Raw genomic sequence first — 18,480 nt, 5'->3', positions numbered from 1 at the left:
ATACCGAACACGGAAGTTAAGCTCTTCAGCGCCGATGGTAGTTGGGGGTTTCCCCCTGTGAGAGTAGGACGCCGCCAAGCTTCTATAAGGATCAGTTCCAGTGGGAACTGGTCTTTTTTGTTTTTTCTTCTAACAGCATCATGATGTAAGCTGGAAACTTCTCTTCTGCAATCTCCATGTAGCGTTCAATCATGACGTAATCATCGCTAATGTATTGAGACAGCAGCTCGTACCACCATTCTGTTTCGTAGCGGGCAATCATACTAAGGTTATACATCAATAAGTAATGGCTGATGATCTCAGGAATCCCTAGAAAAGCATCTCGTGTTGAGGGTATAAACCATTGATCCATTTCTAAATCATAATGAAGATGAGTAGCAAGTGCTGGGTTTTCTTCCAGAAATACATCAAACGTCAGTTTTTTAGCCTCTCTCTGTTTGAGTTTCCAGCTTGTATGAAACTCAAAGTATTCAATAAAGCGTTCAGCAGACATGTTATAAAGTAATGGAATATGATCTTGAATCATCATTCCATTAGCCTTTTCTACTTTAACTAAAGTCGAGGGCTGCTTTTGAAACTCCAGAATATGACTCATTTCAGGTATTTTAGACAGGAGATGGATCATCGTAAATCGCTCATCTTCAAGACCATTTAATTGAAATAGATGCTTTAACACATGCATACATAGCCCATTTCTTTGGATTTTCACCTCATCTTCACTAAAACGGTAATGCTGTTTCTTCCTCTTTCTCGATGTTACGCCATGAGCTAAAACAGAGGTTTGAGAAGGATAATGGGGGTCCACTGTCAGCAAACATGCTTTTAGCAGCTGTGCCATTCCATAAAACAATAAAATGGGTTTAAGTTCTAGAGGCGCGATCGCAGCCTGTTCATAAAACGTGTGGCCATGTTTTAGAAAGTAAATAAATCGTTCACAGTTTTTATAGGCTTGCTGGTTTGCATCTTGAATGTTCCGTTTCTCATATTGTTGAAATAGAAACTTTTGGGAGGTTTCGAGCGAGTAAAAACGTTTTAAATCCTTCCATCCTGAACTTTTCATCTTCTTCCTCAACTCTCTTTATATTTTCTAAAAATTGCAACTGTTTGTTGCTTCCTTGACATGCTGTTTGCTAGTTGATAATCTACATATAATATTTTGCCGAAAAGAGGGGGATTTACTAATGTGGGAAAGTAAATTTTCAAAAGAAGGTTTGACGTTTGACGATGTTTTGCTTGTTCCAGCAAAGTCTGAAGTACTTCCGCGTGATGTCGATTTATCAGTGGAGCTAACAAGCACATTAAAGCTAAACATTCCAATTATCAGTGCGGGAATGGACACAGTGACGGAATCACAAATGGCGATTGCAATGGCACGTCAAGGTGGTCTTGGTATTATTCATAAGAACATGTCCATTGAACAGCAAGCAGAACAGGTGGATAAAGTAAAACGTTCAGAGCGCGGCGTTATTACAAATCCATTCTTCTTAACACCAGAGCATCAAGTATTTGATGCAGAGCATTTGATGGGTAAATACCGTATTTCAGGTGTGCCGATTGTCAACAACGAACAAGACCAAAAGCTTGTTGGTATTATTACGAACCGTGACCTTCGTTTTATTTCGGATTATTCAATGAAGATTAGCGACGTGATGACAAAAGAGGAACTTGTGACAGCTTCTGTTGGTACAACATTAGAAGAAGCTGAAAAAATCCTACAGCAGTACAAGATTGAAAAATTACCTCTTTTAGATGACGAAGGAACGTTAAAAGGTCTTATCACAATCAAAGATATTGAAAAAGTGATTGAATTCCCTAACTCCTCTAAAGATGCGCATGGCCGTTTAATTGTTGGTGCTGCTGTTGGTGTCACTGGCGATACAATGACACGTGTGAAAAAATTAGTCGAAGCCAATGTGGATGTCATTGTTATTGATACAGCACACGGTCATTCTCAAGGTGTTCTAAACACTGTATCGAAAATCCGTGAAACGTATCCTTCTCTTAACATCATTGCTGGTAATGTTGCAACAGCCGAAGCAACAAAAGCATTGTTTGAAGCAGGAGCAGATATTGTAAAAGTCGGTATCGGACCAGGATCTATTTGTACAACACGTGTTGTTGCAGGTGTCGGTGTACCACAAATCACAGCGATCTATGACTGTGCAACAGAAGCAAGAAAACATGGTAAAGCTATTATTGCAGATGGTGGAATTAAATATTCAGGTGATATCGTGAAAGCATTAGCATCTGGCGGACATGCTGTTATGCTTGGAAGCCTTCTAGCTGGTACATCTGAAAGCCCAGGAGAAACAGAAATTTTCCAAGGTAGACGATTCAAAGTTTATCGTGGTATGGGTTCTGTCGCTGCAATGGAAAAAGGAAGTAAAGATCGTTACTTCCAAGAAGATAATAAAAAATTCGTTCCTGAAGGTATTGAAGGCCGTACACCATACAAAGGGCCAGTCGTTGATACAGTGTATCAACTAGTTGGCGGTATTCGTTCTGGTATGGGTTATTGTGGAACACAAGATTTACGCACTCTTAGAGAAGAAGCACAATTCATTCGTATGACGGGTGCAGGACTTCGTGAGAGTCATCCACATGATGTACAAATTACAAAAGAATCACCAAACTACACAATTTCTTGATAAATTGTGACAATCAAATTACATTTGACAGGGTCTATGACTCTGTCTATTTTTTTTGTCTTTATTGTGATAAAATTTATACTGTTGTGTTGAGATAAGCCCTTGTGGATTACATATATATGAAAAACGTCGAAAAAAGATGAATACGGAGGTATGACGATTGAACAGCAAGATATTGAAACAGCTTATGGTCTCTATCCTTGCATTGGCATTGATTGTTACAGCATTTACACCAATGTCCAAAGCAAAAGCTGCTGAAGATCCATTCAGTGTGAATGCGAAAGCAGCGATCCTTATTGAAGCTTCTACAGGTAAAATTCTTTATAGTAAAAACGCAGATCAAAGACTGCCTATTGCAAGTATGGCAAAAATGATGACAGAGTATCTATTACTAGAGGCAATTGCTGAAGGAAAAGTGAAATGGGATCAAAAGTATACGCCAGATGATTATGTATACGAAATTTCTCAGGACCGCAGCTTATCCAACGTTCCTTTGAGAAAAGATGGTTCGTATACAGTAAAAGAACTTTATCAAGCAACGGCTATTTATTCGGCAAATGCAGCAGCGATTGGTTTAGCAGAAGTGATCGCTGGATCAGAATCGAAATTTGTTGAAAAAATGAACGCAAAAGCAAAAGAACTTGGTTTAACAAACTACAAATTCGTGAATGCAACTGGTCTGGAAAATAAAGACTTACATGGCCAACAGCCAAAAGGTACAGGGCCTGATGAAGAAAGTGAAGTATCTGCAAAAGATATGGCTTTGCTTGCACAGCATCTCATCAAAGACCATCCAGAAATTCTTGAAACAGCAAGTATTGCGAAAACAAAGTTCAGAGAAGGCACGGACGATGAAATGGACATGCCTAACTGGAACTTCATGCTTAAAGGACTTGTGAAGGAATATAAAGGTGTTGACGGTCTGAAAACAGGATCTACAGATTCAGCCGGTTCTAGCTTCACAGGTACAGCAAAACAAGGTGACATGCGTGTCATCGCAGTTATCTTGAATGCAAAAGGTAATCTTCATACAGCACGTTTCGACGTGGCAAAAAAACTATTCGACTATGCGTTTAAAAACTTCACGATGAAAGAAATGTACAAAAAAGATCAACAAATTAAAGGACATGAAAACATCGAAGTGGATAAAGGCAAAGATAAAGAAGTACCTGTTGTGACGAAAGAAGCATTTTCTGTGCCAGTAAAAAATGGTGACGAAAAGAGCTATAAAGCAAAAGTAAATATCGAAAAAAAGAAACTAGAAGCTCCTATTAAAAAAGGAACGAAGGTTGGCATGCTGACGACTTCTTATTCTGGTGATGAGAAGGACTACGGTTATTTAAATAAAGACCAATCAGGTGTTGAGCTTGTGACGAAAACAAGCGATGAAAAAGCAAACTGGTTCATCCTTGCAATGCGCGGTGTAGGTGGATTCTTCGCTGGCATTTGGGGCGGAATCGTTGACACAGTAAAAGGCTGGTTCTAATAAAAAACTGCTCTCTATACATGAGAGCAGTTTTTTTATCGTTAAAAGAAGAGCGATTGCTTCTGATTTTGAGGAGTGGACAAGGCTTGCTGAAAAATACCACATAACTTTTCCACGCCCTCGGCCAGTGCTTTTTCATTCACATAAGAAAAGCTGAGGCGGATATAATTCTGTTTCGGTTCTCCAGGATAGCAGACAGAGCCAGGTAGAAAAGTAATTTGATGCTTACGTGCCTCATGTAACAGTGCTCGTGTATCGACCCAAGAAGGAAAGCTGAGCCATAAATTGAGCCCGCCCTGTGGAATTTGCCAAGTTACATCTTTTGGTGCGTACTTCGTTAACACATCCATCATCAAATCGCGTCTCACCTTCAAGGCGGTTCTTAGCTTCTTCGTATGATCAATCATTTTCTTCGATGTCAGAAACGGCAATATGGCCTTTTGTGTGAGGAGAGGGCTGCCTAAGTCATTATTGGCCTTTGCAGCTAATAAGCGGTTAAATATCGAGCCTGATGCGGTGATAATCCCTATTCTGCATCCTGGAGCCAGTGTTTTACTTAACCCTCGTAAATAAATGACGTGTCCATCATGGTCCAAGCTTTTAATAGGTGCTGGCGGTTTCTTTTCAAAATAAAGCTCACGATAAGGGTCATCTTCTACAATGAGACAATCTATGCTTTGAGCCAGTAAGAGAAGCTGTTTTCTGCGTTTCATCGACATACTGGCCCCTGTCGGACTGTGAAAAGTAGGAATCGTATAGATGAGCTTCGGTTTATATTTATCACAAATGCTTTGAAGCTGCTTCATGTTCATCCCTTCATGATCGACAGGGACGGTAATGATTCTTGCTCCTCTGCCCATAAAGACATCAATGGCCCCGGGATAGGTCGGTGCTTCCATGACAACCACATCATCCGGCCCAATAAACGTACGTGCCACCAAATCAAGCCCTTGCTGAGAACCACTTGTTACAAGAATATTTTCAGGTGTAGATGGCACATCCAACTTTTCTAAAAAAGATTGAATGACCTGTCGCAGCTGAAGATCACCTTGTATTTCTCCATACTTCGACATGATTTGAGGATGTCTGGCTAGTACATGCTGCATTTCTTTTTCTAAATACCGGTTTGGCAAAAGACCTGGATCGATCATAGAGGAAGAAAGGTTAATGGCTTCTTCGACATAGTGATACTGGGCGAATTGAGACCGTGGTAAATAATCTGGAATCGACAACTGCCAATCGAAAGAAGTAGATGATGGAACCGGGGTCTCTGCCTGCTCTTGCTGCTCATCCACAAAAGTGCCTTTACCTTGCACTGTCGTTAAATATCCATCGTCCTTTAATCGGGTGTATGCCTTAGCTGCCGTGACAAGACTCACATTCAGCTGCTTAGCTAAATCACGGACAGTTGGCAGCCTTTCTCCTTGCTGAAGCAAACCCGATTGAATGTGATCGATGATTGAAAAGTAAATTTGATTTGAAAGAGATGTATCAGAGTGTCGATGGATATCAATATGCATGAAACCCCTCCATAGAATGCAAAATTGTTATACATGATTTTTAATTGTTATAGTTGTATTATAGCATGTAAATCACACTTGAAAGAGAAAACGACATGTTTTTAGCTGAAAATCCTTTATATACAAGGGGTTATCCTTTTTTATCCGTTGGTTGAATTGTTATACTATTCTCTTTATTGTTATACTTCCTCGCTTGTATGATAAAGATGTTGAATGAATCGAATAGACAAATGGGAGGAAACTATTGTGAGCAATAAGGGAACTGAACGAGTGAAACGTGGAATGGCAGAAATGCAAAAGGGTGGCGTCATTATGGATGTCGTCAATGCGGAGCAGGCAAAAATTGCAGAAGAAGCAGGTGCGGTGGCAGTCATGGCACTAGAACGAGTACCAGCTGATATCCGTGCAGCAGGCGGTGTTGCCCGTATGGCAGACCCAAGAATCGTAGAGGAAGTACAAAATGCAGTAACGATTCCAGTCATGGCAAAAGCACGTATCGGCCACATCGTCGAGGCTCGTGTTCTTGAAGCACTTGGTGTTGATTATATCGATGAGAGTGAAGTGCTGACGCCCGCAGATGAGGAATTCCATTTAAATAAAAATGAATACACAGTACCTTTTGTCTGTGGATGCCGTGACTTAGGTGAGGCAACCCGCCGTATCGCAGAAGGCGCTTCTATGCTTCGTACAAAAGGAGAACCTGGGACAGGCAACATCGTAGAAGCTGTTCGTCATATGAGAAAGGTCAATGCTCAGATTCGTAAAGTATCGGCTATGAGTGAAGATGAACTGATGACAGAAGCCAAGAATCTTGGCGCGCCTTATGAATTATTGCTGCAAATCAAAAGAGACGGCAAGCTGCCAGTTGTGAACTTTGCAGCAGGAGGCGTTGCGACACCAGCAGATGCTGCGTTAATGATGCAGCTTGGCGCAGACGGTGTATTTGTCGGATCTGGTATTTTCAAATCAGACAATCCAGCTAAATTTGCAAAAGCAATTGTTGAAGCAACGACTCATTACACTGATTACCGTCTTATTGCAGAACTTTCAAAAGAGCTTGGAACAGCTATGAAAGGAATTGAAATTTCAAATCTACTGCCAGAAGAACGTATGCAAGAGCGTGGCTGGTAATTAAGGGAGCGCAAACGAACATGCTGACAATTGGTGTACTAGGGCTTCAAGGAGCGGTGAGAGAGCATATTCAATCGATTGAAGCCTGCGGCGCAGAAGGAAAGATCATCAAACGAGTAGAAGAGCTAGAATCCGTTGACGGTTTGATTATCCCTGGTGGAGAAAGTACGACGATGAGGAGACTTATGGATACGTACCAATTCATTGAACCGATCAAGGCGTTCGCTGCTCAAGGGAAACCGATTTTCGGGACATGTGCCGGTTTGATTATGCTGGCAAAGCATATCGAAGATCGAGAAGATGCTCATCTTGGCCTATTAAATGTATCTGTTGCACGGAACTCTTTTGGCAGACAGGTAGACAGCTTTGAAGCAGATTTAGAAGTAAAAGGACTGGATGCCCCGTTTACAGGGGTATTCATCCGTGCGCCTCATATCATCAGCGCAGATAATGACGTAGAAATCATGGCTGAATATGATGGCAGGATTGTGATGGCGAAAGAAAACAATATCTTAGGCTGCTCTTTTCATCCAGAGCTGACAGACGATCACCGGTTAACACAGCTGTTTGTAGACATGGTGAAGTCCTACAAAACGAAGCTTGCTGTATAAAACGGTTGAAAAGAGATAAAACTTATAGTACATTAAAATCACAATCAAAGATCGAAAAAGCGTTGACGGGAAATAGTAAGAAGCCCCTCTTTCTCAGAGAGCCGATGGTTGGTGAGAATCGGTGAAAGATGCATTCTGAATCCATCCTTGAGCGAAATGCTGAAACACGAGAAGTAAGCATTTACGGTGATACCGTTACAGAGGAAAGAGGAAAGCATGCTTCTGCATGTTTTCAATCAGGGTGGCAACGCGAGAGCTCTCGTCCCTTTCATGGGATGAGGGCTCTTTTTATTTTTCGATAAAAAAAGGAGTGTTACACATGCTTGATATTAAACAACTGCGCACGGACTTTGATCAAATCAAAGAAAAATTAGCACACCGAGGCGAAGATTTAGCGGATTTTGATAAGTTTGGTGAGCTAGATCAAAAAAGAAGAGAATTAATCGGGAAAACAGAAGAATTAAAGAGCCGAAGAAATGAAGTATCACAGCAAGTGGCCGTTCTAAAAAGAGAAAAGAAAGACGCCGATCACATTATTCAAGAAATGCGTGAAGTAGGAGATGAGATCAAGAAGCTGGATGATGAGCTAAGAACAGTAGAAGAGAGCCTGCAGCACATCCTGTTCTCAATTCCAAATATCCCTCATGACTCTGTACCAGTTGGTGAAACAGAAGACGACAACGTGGAAGTGAGAAAATGGGGCGAACAGCCAGCCTTCTCATTTGAACCAAAACCACATTGGGACGTAGCTGATGAGCTAAAAATCCTTGATTTTGAACGTGCAGGAAAAGTGACAGGAAGCCGTTTCGTTTTTTATAAAGGGCTTGGCGCCCGCTTAGAGCGCGCATTGTATAACTTTATGCTCGATTTACATGTGGATGAGTTTGGTTTTACTGAAGTGCTTCCACCTTATATGGTCAACAGAGCGAGCATGACAGGAACTGGTCAGCTTCCAAAATTCGAAGAGGATGCCTTTAAAATACGTGAAGAAGATTACTTCCTTATTCCAACAGCTGAAGTGCCAATTACGAACATGCATCGTGACGAAATCCTCGAAGGTGAACAGCTGCCAATCAACTATGCAGCATTCAGTGCTTGCTTTAGATCAGAAGCTGGATCTGCTGGCAGAGATACACGTGGACTCATCCGTCAGCATCAATTTAACAAGGTAGAGCTTGTGAAATTTGTCAGACCAGAAGATTCTTATGAAGAATTAGAGAAACTAACAAATCAAGCAGAAAAAGTTCTTCAGCTATTGAACCTGCCATACCGTGTCATGAGCATGTGTACGGGAGATTTAGGATTCACAGCTGCGAAGAAATACGATATCGAAGTGTGGATTCCGAGCCAGAATACGTACCGTGAAATTTCTTCTTGCAGTAACTTCGAAGCATTCCAGGCAAGACGTGCAAATATTCGTTTCCGTCCAGAGCCTAAAGCGAAGCCAGAACATGTCCACACATTAAATGGATCTGGATTAGCGGTAGGAAGAACTGTAGCGGCTATTTTAGAAAACTATCAACAAGAGGACGGCACAGTGATCATTCCTGAAGTACTGCGTCCTTATATGGGAAATAAAGAAGTGATGAAATAAGATGCCGTCAAGGCATCTTTTTCTTTTTACCAAAAGTCCTACAGTTTTCCTGAATTTAGCCGATAAAAAAATTAAAAGCTTCTAGGAAAGAAGGAATAACCTTGAATAGGCTTGACTATTATGTTGAAATGGCTCATTTACTTAGAAAGGTACTAGATGAAAGTATTCTTTTTGGCATCACAGATACAGAGAAGATACTTTGTTATTACCCATCTAACACAATAGATTTTGGTATGAAAGTTGGAGACCCATTGAACCCAGAAGACCAAAATGTGGCGACGACATTAAGAGGACAAGAATATGACGGTCATTTACCAGAGCATTTATATGGTTATGAAATTGCTGTAAAAGGTTACCCAATTTTTGATGAAGATAGAAAAGTAATTGGCTCTTTTTTAGTGGCATTTTCACATCATCGTGAAAAGAAATTAAGCGGTTATATGGAGCAAATCAATAAAGTAGCGAAAGAACTCCAAGGTGGAATTGAGCAAATTGCTGCACATTCACAAGAGCTGGCTGCCACAAGTTTAGAAATAAGCGAACAGGCAGGAAGAGCGGAAGAGAAATCTGCGAATATTGAAGAAGTCGTCAAAACCATTGGTGGAATCGCTAGACAAACAAATCTGCTCGGTTTAAATGCTGCAATTGAAGCCGCAAGAGCAGGTGAGAACGGAAAAGGGTTTGCTGTCGTTGCTGATGAAGTTCGCAAATTATCAGATGGCTCGAAGGAAGCGGCTGAAACCATTAATACATTTTTAAAAGAAATCCAAGACAGCATTGGCACTTTGTCTGAAAACATCTCACAAATCAGCAGCTCAACAAATGAACAAGCCAAACAAGTGACAGACTTTACGAAGATTATCGAGTCATTAAATGAGTTTAAAGTAGAGATGAATCAGTTTATTGAAGAAATTAGACAGGATACGAAATAGATCAAGAGCAGCCGTCAATGGCTACTTCAGCGTGTAGTCAAACCCTCGCATTCGTTGTCAGGTCTGCGCTTCGGTGCTCACGAATGTCAAATTCGCTCCGCTCCGGTGCTCGCCCTTCCTAGACTGCAAAGGTTTTCTATCACGCTGAAAAGAAGACAAAGGGCTAAAATCAAAATCATTTTAGCCCTTTGTCAACAATCTGGAGCAGCCATCAATGGCTGCTTTTTTATAGGCAAATATCATGCCGAAATCACATATTGAAATTTTTTTCGAAAAGATGTTGACTTCAAATAAAATGATATGGTATATTAATTCTTGTCGATACGGAGGAATACCCAAGTCCGGCTGAAGGGATCGGTCTTGAAAACCGACAGGGGTGTTAAAGCCCGCGGGGGTTCGAATCCCTCTTCCTCCGCCATATTGATTTTTTACCTTAGTTGAATTGAACGCAAGCATAAAAATTGGAAATTGTCAAACCGCTGCATTTCGCGAATGCAGCGGTTTTTTTTATTTTGTTTTAGAGCGATTTTTTTGAATAACAGAAGCTATTTCATGAAGAATGGGATCAAGTGAGCTTTCATCATGAAGTAAGTCATAATCTTCAATATTAATTTTAATCACTGGGCATAAATCAAATTGTTCGATCCATTCCGTGTATCGAGTGTACATTTCTTCCCAATAAGCCCGGTCAGTTTGAGTTTCCATCTCTCTGCCGCGTTCTTCAATACGATGTAAAATATGATCTAAATCCCCGTGTAGATAGATGAGGACATCAGGGTGAGGGAAGTAAGGTGTCATCACCATCGCCTCAAATAGGCTTGTATACGTTTCATAATCAACCTCAGACATCGTACCTTTGTCCGCATGCATTTTTGCAAAAATGCCAGTATCCTCATAAATGGAACGATCTTGTACATATCCTCCGCCAGATTCAAAAATCCGCTTTTGCTCCTTAAAACGCTCAGCTAAGAAATAGACCTGTAAGTGGAAGCTCCATCTTTGGAAATCTGAATAAAAAGGCTCTAAATATGGGTTATCATCTACTTTTTCAAGAGAGGTTTGAAACCCTAGCTTGTCCGCTATTGTTTTGGTCATAGTTGATTTGCCGACACCAACAGTCCCGGCAATTGTGATGACTGCGTCCTTTGGTATTTCGATATTGTTCATAGCACTTGCTCCTTTATGTTCTGTACAATTTGCTGGTAATCTTGCTGTGAGGAAACGAAGTCTGTATGATCTCCTTCAATTGTAATGATAGGAAGCCCTGGCTCAGTCTGTTTTAAATGTTCAATAGCCAGCTCATAATCTTCAATGAGTGTTTTTAAATAAGCTGGGTCAATGTCTTCTTCAAAAGAGCGTCCTCTCATCTGTATTCTTTCAAGTAAGGTGGGAAGGCTGGCTTTTATATAGATCATGGCATTTGGTTTAGGAAGATCATCTGTTAGCAGATGATAGATCTTTCTGTATTTATCCATGTGCTTTTTTGATAATGTTCTTTCTGCAAATATCATATTTTTATAGACGTGATAATCAGTGACAACTGGCTGCTGTTTATTCACATAGTTTTCTTCAATTGATTCTAACTGTTTGAACCGATTGCATAAAAAGAACATCTCAAGCTGAAAGCTCCATTGTTCCATATCTTCATAAAATTTATCTAAGAATGGATTTTCTTCTACAATCTCTTTTACTAAAGGAAATTGAAATTCCTTCGCAAGCATTGTAGCCAAAGTTGTTTTTCCGGCTCCAATCGGGCCTTCCACTGCAATAAAAGGGGCAGGATACATAGGCGTTCTCCTCTATCTATAAAGTTAAAGTTGTCAAACCAATGTATATTGTACCATACCCCTTCTAATAGATAGAGTGAATGGATTACGATGTCGTTCTTTTTTCAATATTAAATTGATCTGATAATAAGAGCCAATTTTGTGGGAAAGATAGACCTAATTTCCAATAAGCAATGCCGTTCAAATTTAGCTCTTTGATGAGGTTGAACTTTGCTTGAATTGATCTAGCGTCTTCGAACCAGACCTCATGCTCTTTGTTGTTGGCATCTGTATAACGAAAATGGGGTGCCTGTGCTGTTTCGTCGTATAAGATAGAGACATTGTGCTCTCTAGCAAGTGCAATTGCTTGTTGAGGACTGACGGCTTTGGCTATGGGGCCGCCCTGGACGAAAGGAAGTGTCCAATCATAGCCGTATAAATTCTGCCCCATTACAATTTTATTGGCCGGTATGACAGTTAATGCATATTCAATGACTTGGCGGACAGGTCCAATTGGAGAGACAGCTTGTGGAGGGCCGCCGCTGTACCCCCATTCATAGGTCATCAACACAACATGATCGACGATCTTACCGATCGCTTCATAGTCATGGGCTTCATACCATTTGCCCTTTTGCTGACTACTTGTTTTTGGTGCAAGTGCAACAGATATTGTCCATCCTTCTTGATGGAAACGCGCTGTTGCTTCTCTTAAAAATTGAATATAAGCATCTTTATCAGCAGGGCGTAAATATTCAAAATCAAAATGGACTTCCTTGAATTGATACTTTTTGGCAACACGAACAATTTCATTTAAAAATGCCGTTTTGACAGATTGGTTAGTTAAAAGAATACGCCCAAGTTCATCACTGAATTTTTCATTCTCTAGATTTGTCACCACCATGGTTAATACAGTTCTGTTCTGAGCGGCAATCTGGGGTAGTTGGTCTAACGGTGGTTCTCGCAGTGTCCCATCTCTTTGTGCTTGAAAACTAAAGACTTCTAAATGGGTCAAGTATGGGGAGGCCTCTCTAGCTGCCTGCTTTAAGTTTTCACTGACTTGATTTCCCCGTGGTTCAATATAAGCATTGGAATTAATGTTCCTTTTCGGTCTTTGTGGAATATAGAGCAAGAAACGAATAGGCAGTATCGCTTCAGGCCGAATTCTGTTTACGCGTGCCAATTCTTCCACTGAGATTTGAAACCGTCTACCAATTTGATATAGTGTGTCATTTTGTTTGACCTCATAAAATTGACCTCTAATTGGAATGACAATTGTTTGTCCAATGACGAGTTGATTTGGTGTTTCGATTTCGTTAGTACGGATGATTTCATTGACTGTCGTTTTAAAACGCATAGCAATGTCGTTTAAAGTATCTCCTCTTTTGACAACATAAATTTGAATAGTCAACGCCCCCTTTGTTATTGCTAACAATTTATGAGGGTTATAGCTAAATCATGTTTGATTTTCATTCGTGATTTCCTTAGCGGTAGTGATTTTGGCTAGAAGAACGTTCTCCATCATCGTTAAAGCGTAGTCGTTATCTCTGTCGTCGTTTGAAGCGATACAATCTTTAGGTACAATTAGATTGTATTCTCGCATGTATGCGTCATTTGCAGTGAACAAAACGCAAATGTTTCCGGCAATTCCAGTTAGAATAATGTCCTCAACACCTAATTCATTTAAGAGTGTCTCTAGTGCAGTACCGTAGAAGGCAGAATGCTTAGGTTTAATTAAGAAGTAATTATCTTTAGATGGTGTCATTTTCTCTAAAATAGGAGCGCTTCTTTCGTTTTTGCATGTTTCCAAAACAGCTTGGATATCAGCCTTCCAAAGTCCGTAGTGATCGTTGATATAAATGATTGGCCAATTTTCCTTGAAAGCATGTTGTTTAAGAGCTAAAATTTTATTGGTCATTTGCTCTGTTTTTTCTGCAAGCACATGTCCCATTTCAAAATCAAAATCATTAATCATGTCGATAATAAGTAGCGCCTTTGTTTGCTTTGACAAAATAAGACCCCCTTTAAAAGATTGTGATAATATGTTAACCTCAATTTCCTTTTAAAAAACATGAAAAGAGAGCCGTGCCATGACGAAAGATGAACAGTTTATGCAAGAAGCCATTTCTGAAGCCTTAAAAGCAGAACAAATAGGGGAAGTGCCGATTGGTGCGATCATTGTTGTTGATGATCAAATCGTGAGCCGGGCTCATAATTTAAGGGAAAGTGAGCAGCGTTCGATTGCACATGCAGAATTACTTGCTATTGATGAAGCATGTAAAGCGACAGGGAGCTGGCGTTTAGAAGATGCTGTGCTTTACGTTACGCTTGAGCCATGCCCAATGTGTGCGGGTGCTATTGTTCTCTCTAGAGTGAAAAAGGTCGTTTTTGGTGCATACGATCCAAAAGGTGGATGCGCAGGTACTTTAATGAATTTACTGGATGATGAACGGTTCAATCATCAGTCTGAGGTCATCGGTGGTGTACTTGAAAATCAGTGTGGTGAGCTGTTAAGTCAGTTCTTCCGAAATCTCCGTCAGCGAAAGAAACAAGCCAAAAGTAAATGAATGGATGTCGTTTGCAATTTGAGCTATAAGAAGGTATACTTATGTCTGCGTCACTAACAATTTAATATTCATTTTGCCGTGCTAAGCGGGGAGGTAGCGGTGCCCTGTACTCGCAATCCGCTCTAGCGAGGCCGAATCCCTTCTCGAGGTTCGTTTACTTCAAGGTCTGCCTTAAATAAGTGGTGTTGACGTCTGGGTCCTGCGCAATGGGAATTCATGAACCATGTCAGGTCCGGAAGGAAGCAGCATTAAGTGAAACCTCTCATGTGCCGCAGGGTTGCCTGGGCCGAGCTAACTGTTTAAGTAACGCTTGGGGTAGCGAATCGACAGAAGGTGCACGGTAAATCAATATTAAATGTAACTCATCTAGTTTAACTAGGTGAGTTTTTTGTTGCTGTTCAAAGAATAGCTTAAATGCTTTGGTGATACAAATAGATAAAAAGTCTTTTTGGAGCCATTTGTTTTTTTCACTAATCGCAAAAAGAACTGCTGTTCTGTTTGGAGTTTCAGGTCTTTTTACAAAGCTAGAAAATACGTTTTTAATACATAGAAAGTAGAAAATCTCTAGTTGAAATCATCTTTTTGGCATATTAGAAAATAAAGGTGTGCTTTTGAATTGATCGGTGCATCATGTATAATGAAAAGGATGATAAATGGAGGAGGGCGTATTTGTGAGTTATCAAGCTTTATATCGAGTGTTCAGACCTCAAGTTTTTGAGGATGTTGTTGGACAAGAACACATCACAAAAACGTTGCAAAATGCCCTTTTGCAGAAAAAGTTTTCTCATGCTTACTTATTTTCAGGTCCTAGAGGAACAGGTAAAACAAGTGCTGCCAAAATCTTTGCTAAGGCAGTGAACTGTGAAAAGTCACCTGTTAGCGAGCCGTGTAATGAATGTGATGCCTGTAAAGGGATTACAAACGGTTCAATTTCAGACGTGATTGAAATAGATGCTGCCTCGAATAACGGGGTAGATGAAATCCGGGATATACGTGATAAAGTGAAATTTGCTCCTTCGGCGGTTACATATAAGGTTTATATTATAGATGAAGTACATATGCTCTCTATCGGTGCATTTAATGCTCTCCTTAAAACGCTGGAAGAACCGCCTGCTCATTGTATCTTTATTTTGGCTACCACAGAGCCCCATAAGATTCCTCTTACCATCATATCTCGTTGTCAGCGATTTGATTTTAAACGAATCACGACTAAAGATATTGTTGGAAGAATGGAGAAAATTGTAGATGCAGAAGGCCTTGACGTACAGGAGGGTTCGCTCGAGATTATTGCTAGTGCAGCTGATGGCGGTATGCGTGATGCACTAAGTCTCTTGGATCAAGCGATCTCATTTAGTGGTGAACAATTGACAATTGATGATGCGCTGCTCATTACAGGTGCTGTATCGCAGCATTTCATTAGTCAGCTTGCTGAAGCAATTTTTGATCAAAATATTGCCACAGCGTTAGATACATTAAATGAATTGCTCCAGCAGGGGAAAGATGCTGCTAAATTAATAGAGGATATGATTTTTTACTTTAGAGATATGCTACTTTATAAAACGGCACCAGATCTCGAGGGGGTTCTTGAAAAGGTAAAGGTCGACGAAAGTTTCGTGGCGCTGTCAGATCGTGTGACACCTCAGTTTCTGTATGAAACCATTGAAGTCCTGAATAAAAGCCACCAAGAAATGAAATGGACAAATCATCCAAGGATTTTCTTTGAGGTAGCTGTTGTAAAGCTGTGTCAGTCAACAGCAGGATTGACACAAGGCCATGCTGACGCTGATTTAACGGCGCTAACAGATAAAATAAACAGGCTGGAACAGGAACTATCGAGGCTAAGAGCCGAAGGTGTACCAATGTCTCCATCTCATAGCCCTCAAGAAAAAAAGGAAGCGCCTCGACCACAAACAAGTAATAAAAATGGCTATCGTGCTCCTGTCGGCCGAATTCATGAGATTCTAAAAGAAGCGAAACGGCCTGAGTTAGAAAAAATTAAAGGCAAATGGGGAGAGCTCCTTGCCCAGTTGAAACAGCAGAATAAGGTGTCTCACGCTGCGTTATTAACGGACAGTGAGCCAGTGGCGGCTGCTTCGCATGCCTTTGTTTTAAAATTCAAATTTGAAATACATTGTAAAATGGTTGCTGAAGATAAAAGCGGTGTTCGGACCAATCTTGAACAACTGCTAGAGTCTATGTTAGGAAAAAGAGTGGAATTAGTTGGCGTTCCTGACGCTCAATGGGGTAAAATAAGAGAAGAATTTTTAAGAGATCATCAGCCGGATGAACAAGCAGATGGTCAGGGAACTTCTACTGAAGAGGATCCATTGATTGCGGAAGCAAAAAAATTAGTAGGAACTGATTTAATTGAAATTAAAGATTAATAAAAATGAAAGAGAGTGGTGTTCATATGCGCGGTGGAATGGGAAATATGCAAAAAATGATGAAACAAATGCAAAAAATGCAAAAGGATATGGCGAAGGCTCAAGAAGAGCTTGCAGAAAAAGTTCTTGAAGGTACAGCTGGTGGCGGTATGGTCACTGTCAAAGTAAATGGACAAAAAGAAGTCGTTGATGTAGCAATTAATGAAGAAGTTGTTGATCCAGAAGATATTGATATGCTTCAAGATCTTGTACTTGCTGCGACAAACGATGCATTGAAAAAAGTCGATGAGCTAACGAATGAAACGATGGGTCAATTCACAAAAGGAATGAACATGCCAGGTTTATTCTAGGAGGAATAACTGAAGATGCAATATCCTGAACCAATATCAAAGCTGATTGACAGCTTTATGAAATTGCCAGGAATCGGACCGAAAACTGCGGTCCGTCTGGCTTTTTTTGTTCTTAGTATGCAGGAAGATGTCGTACTAGATTTTGCGAAGGCGCTTGTAAATGCAAAGCGTAATTTAACTTATTGTTCGGTATGCGGTCATATCACAGACCAAGATCCTTGCTATATTTGTGAAGATACAAGAAGAGATCAATCTGTTATCTGTGTAGTGCAGGATCCAAAAGATGTAATCGCAATGGAAAAAATGAAAGAATACAACGGCTTATATCATGTGCTTCATGGTGCCATTTCGCCAATGGACGGAATTGGCCCAGAGGATATTAAAATTCCTGACCTATTAAAAAGATTGCAAGACGATCAAGTCACAGAGGTAATCCTTGCAACCAATCCAAACATTGAAGGAGAAGCAACAGCCATGTATATCTCCAGATTGTTAAAACCATCAGGAATTAAACTCTCTCGCATTGCTCACGGACTTCCAGTAGGCGGGGATTTAGAGTATGCGGATGAAGTTACACTGTCTAAGGCTCTAGAAGGCAGACGTGAGATGTAGGAAGGAGAAGTACGGTACATGGGTTTTCTTCGCAGAAAATCAATTCGAAAAGAATTCGATGAGAAATTAATTCAACAGCTTTTTAAGCAAAAGGAAGAATGGAACAGACAAACAAAGCTTGTCGCAAATAGCGTTGAGCCTTCACCGGACATTCTATTCGAATTAAAGCTTGCTCAAGCAAAGTACTTTTTCTATCTGAGAGAAGCGAAAAAGAGAAATTTACGTTTAAACAACTGGAAATAGCAGGTCTATTATACATAGTCCTCTCATATGCTTGTACTATTCATATGAAGAGGAGATGAGAGGATTATGGAACCTGTTATTGTGATCGGGTCAATTTTGCTAGCTGTGCTATTGTTGTTTATGTCAGGTGTGCAGGCGAATCCATTCAAATGGTTAGGGCTTATCGGAGTGAAGTTTATAGCAGGCGCTCTTTTTTTATTTTGCCTCAACCTATTTGGCGAGAGTCTAGGATTACATGTCTCTATTAACCCTGTAACGAGTGGAATTAGTGGTTTATTGGGTATTCCGGGCGTAGCAGCTTTAATCGTTATTGAAAAGTTTATTATTTAATGAAAAATATTATTGACTTTGATTCGATAGGGTGGTAAATTAATATACGTCGCTGATGACGAAGAAACGAAAAAACATAATAACAAAAAAGTTGTTGACACTAACAACTTGGATGTGATAAGATGTTCTAGTCGCTTCTGAAGCGGTAAACAAGTTCTTTGAAAACTAAACAAGACAAAACGTACCTGTTAATTCGAGTTTTTTATAAAAAATCCTATGATACTTCATAGGTAGTCAGTCAAACTGGCGAGGCAGGAAATGATCACATGCTAAGTTCGCTACATCGTGTAGCAACGCATGTGTGATATG

17 protein-coding genes, 1 tRNA gene, 1 other RNA gene, 1 pseudogene and 1 other annotated feature are annotated in these 18,480 nt (G+C 40.3%); of the genes and pseudogenes, 14 read left to right on the top strand and 6 right to left on the bottom strand.

Annotated features, from left to right (window positions below):
* Positions 1-91 precede the first annotated feature (91 nt).
* Positions 92-1,060: a YaaC family protein gene (locus ASE42_RS11220; RefSeq protein ID WP_056767006.1), complete on the bottom strand. Its 969-nt coding sequence runs from the start codon at positions 1,058-1,060 to the stop codon at positions 92-94.
* 121 nt (positions 1,061-1,181) lie between these two features.
* Between ASE42_RS11220 and guaB the strand changes: the two genes are divergently transcribed.
* Positions 1,182-2,648: an IMP dehydrogenase gene (gene guaB, locus ASE42_RS11215; protein WP_024426749.1), complete on the top strand. Its 1,467-nt coding sequence runs from the start codon at positions 1,182-1,184 to the stop codon at positions 2,646-2,648.
* Positions 2,649-2,808: 160 nt separating this feature from the next.
* A complete protein-coding gene (locus tag ASE42_RS11210) occupies positions 2,809-4,134 on the top strand; it encodes a D-alanyl-D-alanine carboxypeptidase family protein (protein ID WP_041106259.1) in 1,326 nt (441 codons plus the stop codon).
* Between the two features lie 41 nt (positions 4,135-4,175).
* On the opposite strand, the gene ASE42_RS11205 is transcribed toward ASE42_RS11210, so the two are convergent.
* Positions 4,176-5,654 (bottom strand): PLP-dependent aminotransferase family protein, encoded by a 1,479-nt coding sequence (locus ASE42_RS11205; RefSeq protein ID WP_056767003.1) that lies wholly within the window; start codon positions 5,652-5,654, stop codon positions 4,176-4,178.
* Between the two features lie 246 nt (positions 5,655-5,900).
* On the opposite strand from ASE42_RS11205, the gene pdxS reads away from it, so the two are divergent.
* From pdxS to ASE42_RS11180, 5 genes and pseudogenes are all read left to right on the top strand, one after another.
* Entirely contained in the window at positions 5,901-6,785 is an 885-nt protein-coding gene (gene pdxS / locus ASE42_RS11200; protein WP_039175840.1) for a pyridoxal 5'-phosphate synthase lyase subunit PdxS, read from the top strand.
* 20 nt (positions 6,786-6,805) lie between these two features.
* Positions 6,806-7,396, top strand: coding sequence for a pyridoxal 5'-phosphate synthase glutaminase subunit PdxT (gene pdxT, locus ASE42_RS11195; protein WP_041106255.1), 591 nt, complete (start codon positions 6,806-6,808; stop codon positions 7,394-7,396).
* Positions 7,397-7,449: 53 nt separating this feature from the next.
* Positions 7,450-7,666, top strand: a binding site (T-box leader).
* A 49-nt stretch (positions 7,667-7,715) separates the two neighbouring features.
* Positions 7,716-8,990: a serine--tRNA ligase gene (gene serS, locus ASE42_RS11190; protein WP_024426746.1), complete on the top strand. Its 1,275-nt coding sequence runs from the start codon at positions 7,716-7,718 to the stop codon at positions 8,988-8,990.
* A 596-nt stretch (positions 8,991-9,586) separates the two neighbouring features.
* A pseudogene (locus ASE42_RS19515) lies at positions 9,587-9,922 on the top strand (methyl-accepting chemotaxis protein); the annotation flags it as partial.
* 325 nt (positions 9,923-10,247) lie between these two features.
* Positions 10,248-10,340 (top strand) — tRNA-Ser (locus ASE42_RS11180).
* An 89-nt stretch (positions 10,341-10,429) separates the two neighbouring features.
* Here ASE42_RS11180 and ASE42_RS11175 read toward each other — a convergent pair.
* The 4 genes from ASE42_RS11175 to ASE42_RS11160 form a co-directional block, all read right to left on the bottom strand.
* Positions 10,430-11,089: a deoxynucleoside kinase gene (locus tag ASE42_RS11175; protein WP_003218104.1), complete on the bottom strand. Its 660-nt coding sequence runs from the start codon at positions 11,087-11,089 to the stop codon at positions 10,430-10,432.
* Positions 11,086-11,709, bottom strand: coding sequence for a deoxynucleoside kinase (locus ASE42_RS11170; protein ID WP_024425759.1), 624 nt, complete (start codon positions 11,707-11,709; stop codon positions 11,086-11,088). Before ASE42_RS11170 ends, ASE42_RS11175 begins: the two co-directional genes overlap by 4 nt.
* A gap of 85 nt (positions 11,710-11,794) precedes the next feature.
* A complete protein-coding gene (locus ASE42_RS11165; protein WP_235566759.1) occupies positions 11,795-13,042 on the bottom strand; it encodes a glycoside hydrolase family 18 protein in 1,248 nt (415 codons plus the stop codon).
* Positions 13,043-13,141: 99 nt separating this feature from the next.
* A complete protein-coding gene (locus tag ASE42_RS11160) occupies positions 13,142-13,696 on the bottom strand; it encodes an isochorismatase family cysteine hydrolase (protein ID WP_082580742.1) in 555 nt (184 codons plus the stop codon).
* 79 nt (positions 13,697-13,775) lie between these two features.
* Between ASE42_RS11160 and tadA the strand changes: the two genes are divergently transcribed.
* From tadA to ASE42_RS11130, 7 genes are all read left to right on the top strand, one after another.
* On the top strand, positions 13,776-14,252 hold the full coding sequence (tadA, locus tag ASE42_RS11155; protein WP_041106248.1) for a tRNA adenosine(34) deaminase TadA: 477 nt from the start codon (positions 13,776-13,778) through the stop codon (positions 14,250-14,252).
* 76 nt (positions 14,253-14,328) lie between these two features.
* Positions 14,329-14,593: signal recognition particle sRNA large type (ffs, locus tag ASE42_RS18650), an RNA gene on the top strand.
* Positions 14,594-14,923: 330 nt separating this feature from the next.
* Entirely contained in the window at positions 14,924-16,636 is a 1,713-nt protein-coding gene (dnaX, locus tag ASE42_RS11150; protein WP_041106245.1) for a DNA polymerase III subunit gamma/tau, read from the top strand.
* 26 nt (positions 16,637-16,662) lie between these two features.
* A complete protein-coding gene (locus tag ASE42_RS11145) occupies positions 16,663-16,986 on the top strand; it encodes a YbaB/EbfC family nucleoid-associated protein (protein ID WP_008342011.1) in 324 nt (107 codons plus the stop codon).
* A gap of 15 nt (positions 16,987-17,001) precedes the next feature.
* On the top strand, positions 17,002-17,598 hold the full coding sequence (recR, locus tag ASE42_RS11140; RefSeq protein ID WP_003218094.1) for a recombination protein RecR: 597 nt from the start codon (positions 17,002-17,004) through the stop codon (positions 17,596-17,598).
* Between the two features lie 18 nt (positions 17,599-17,616).
* Complete coding sequence (locus ASE42_RS11135) at positions 17,617-17,841, top strand: YaaL family protein (RefSeq protein ID WP_056767001.1); 225 nt, start codon at positions 17,617-17,619, stop codon at positions 17,839-17,841.
* A 66-nt stretch (positions 17,842-17,907) separates the two neighbouring features.
* Positions 17,908-18,171 (top strand): pro-sigmaK processing inhibitor BofA family protein, encoded by a 264-nt coding sequence (locus tag ASE42_RS11130; protein WP_024425765.1) that lies wholly within the window; start codon positions 17,908-17,910, stop codon positions 18,169-18,171.
* Positions 18,172-18,480 lie beyond the last annotated feature (309 nt).

The organism is Bacillus sp. Root920 (genome assembly GCF_001429445.1).
Lineage (GTDB): Bacteria > Bacillota > Bacilli > Bacillales > Bacillaceae > Bacillus > Bacillus safensis.
The sequence above is the reverse complement of the archived record's forward strand: the minus strand, read 5'-3'. Positions and strand labels throughout refer to the sequence as shown.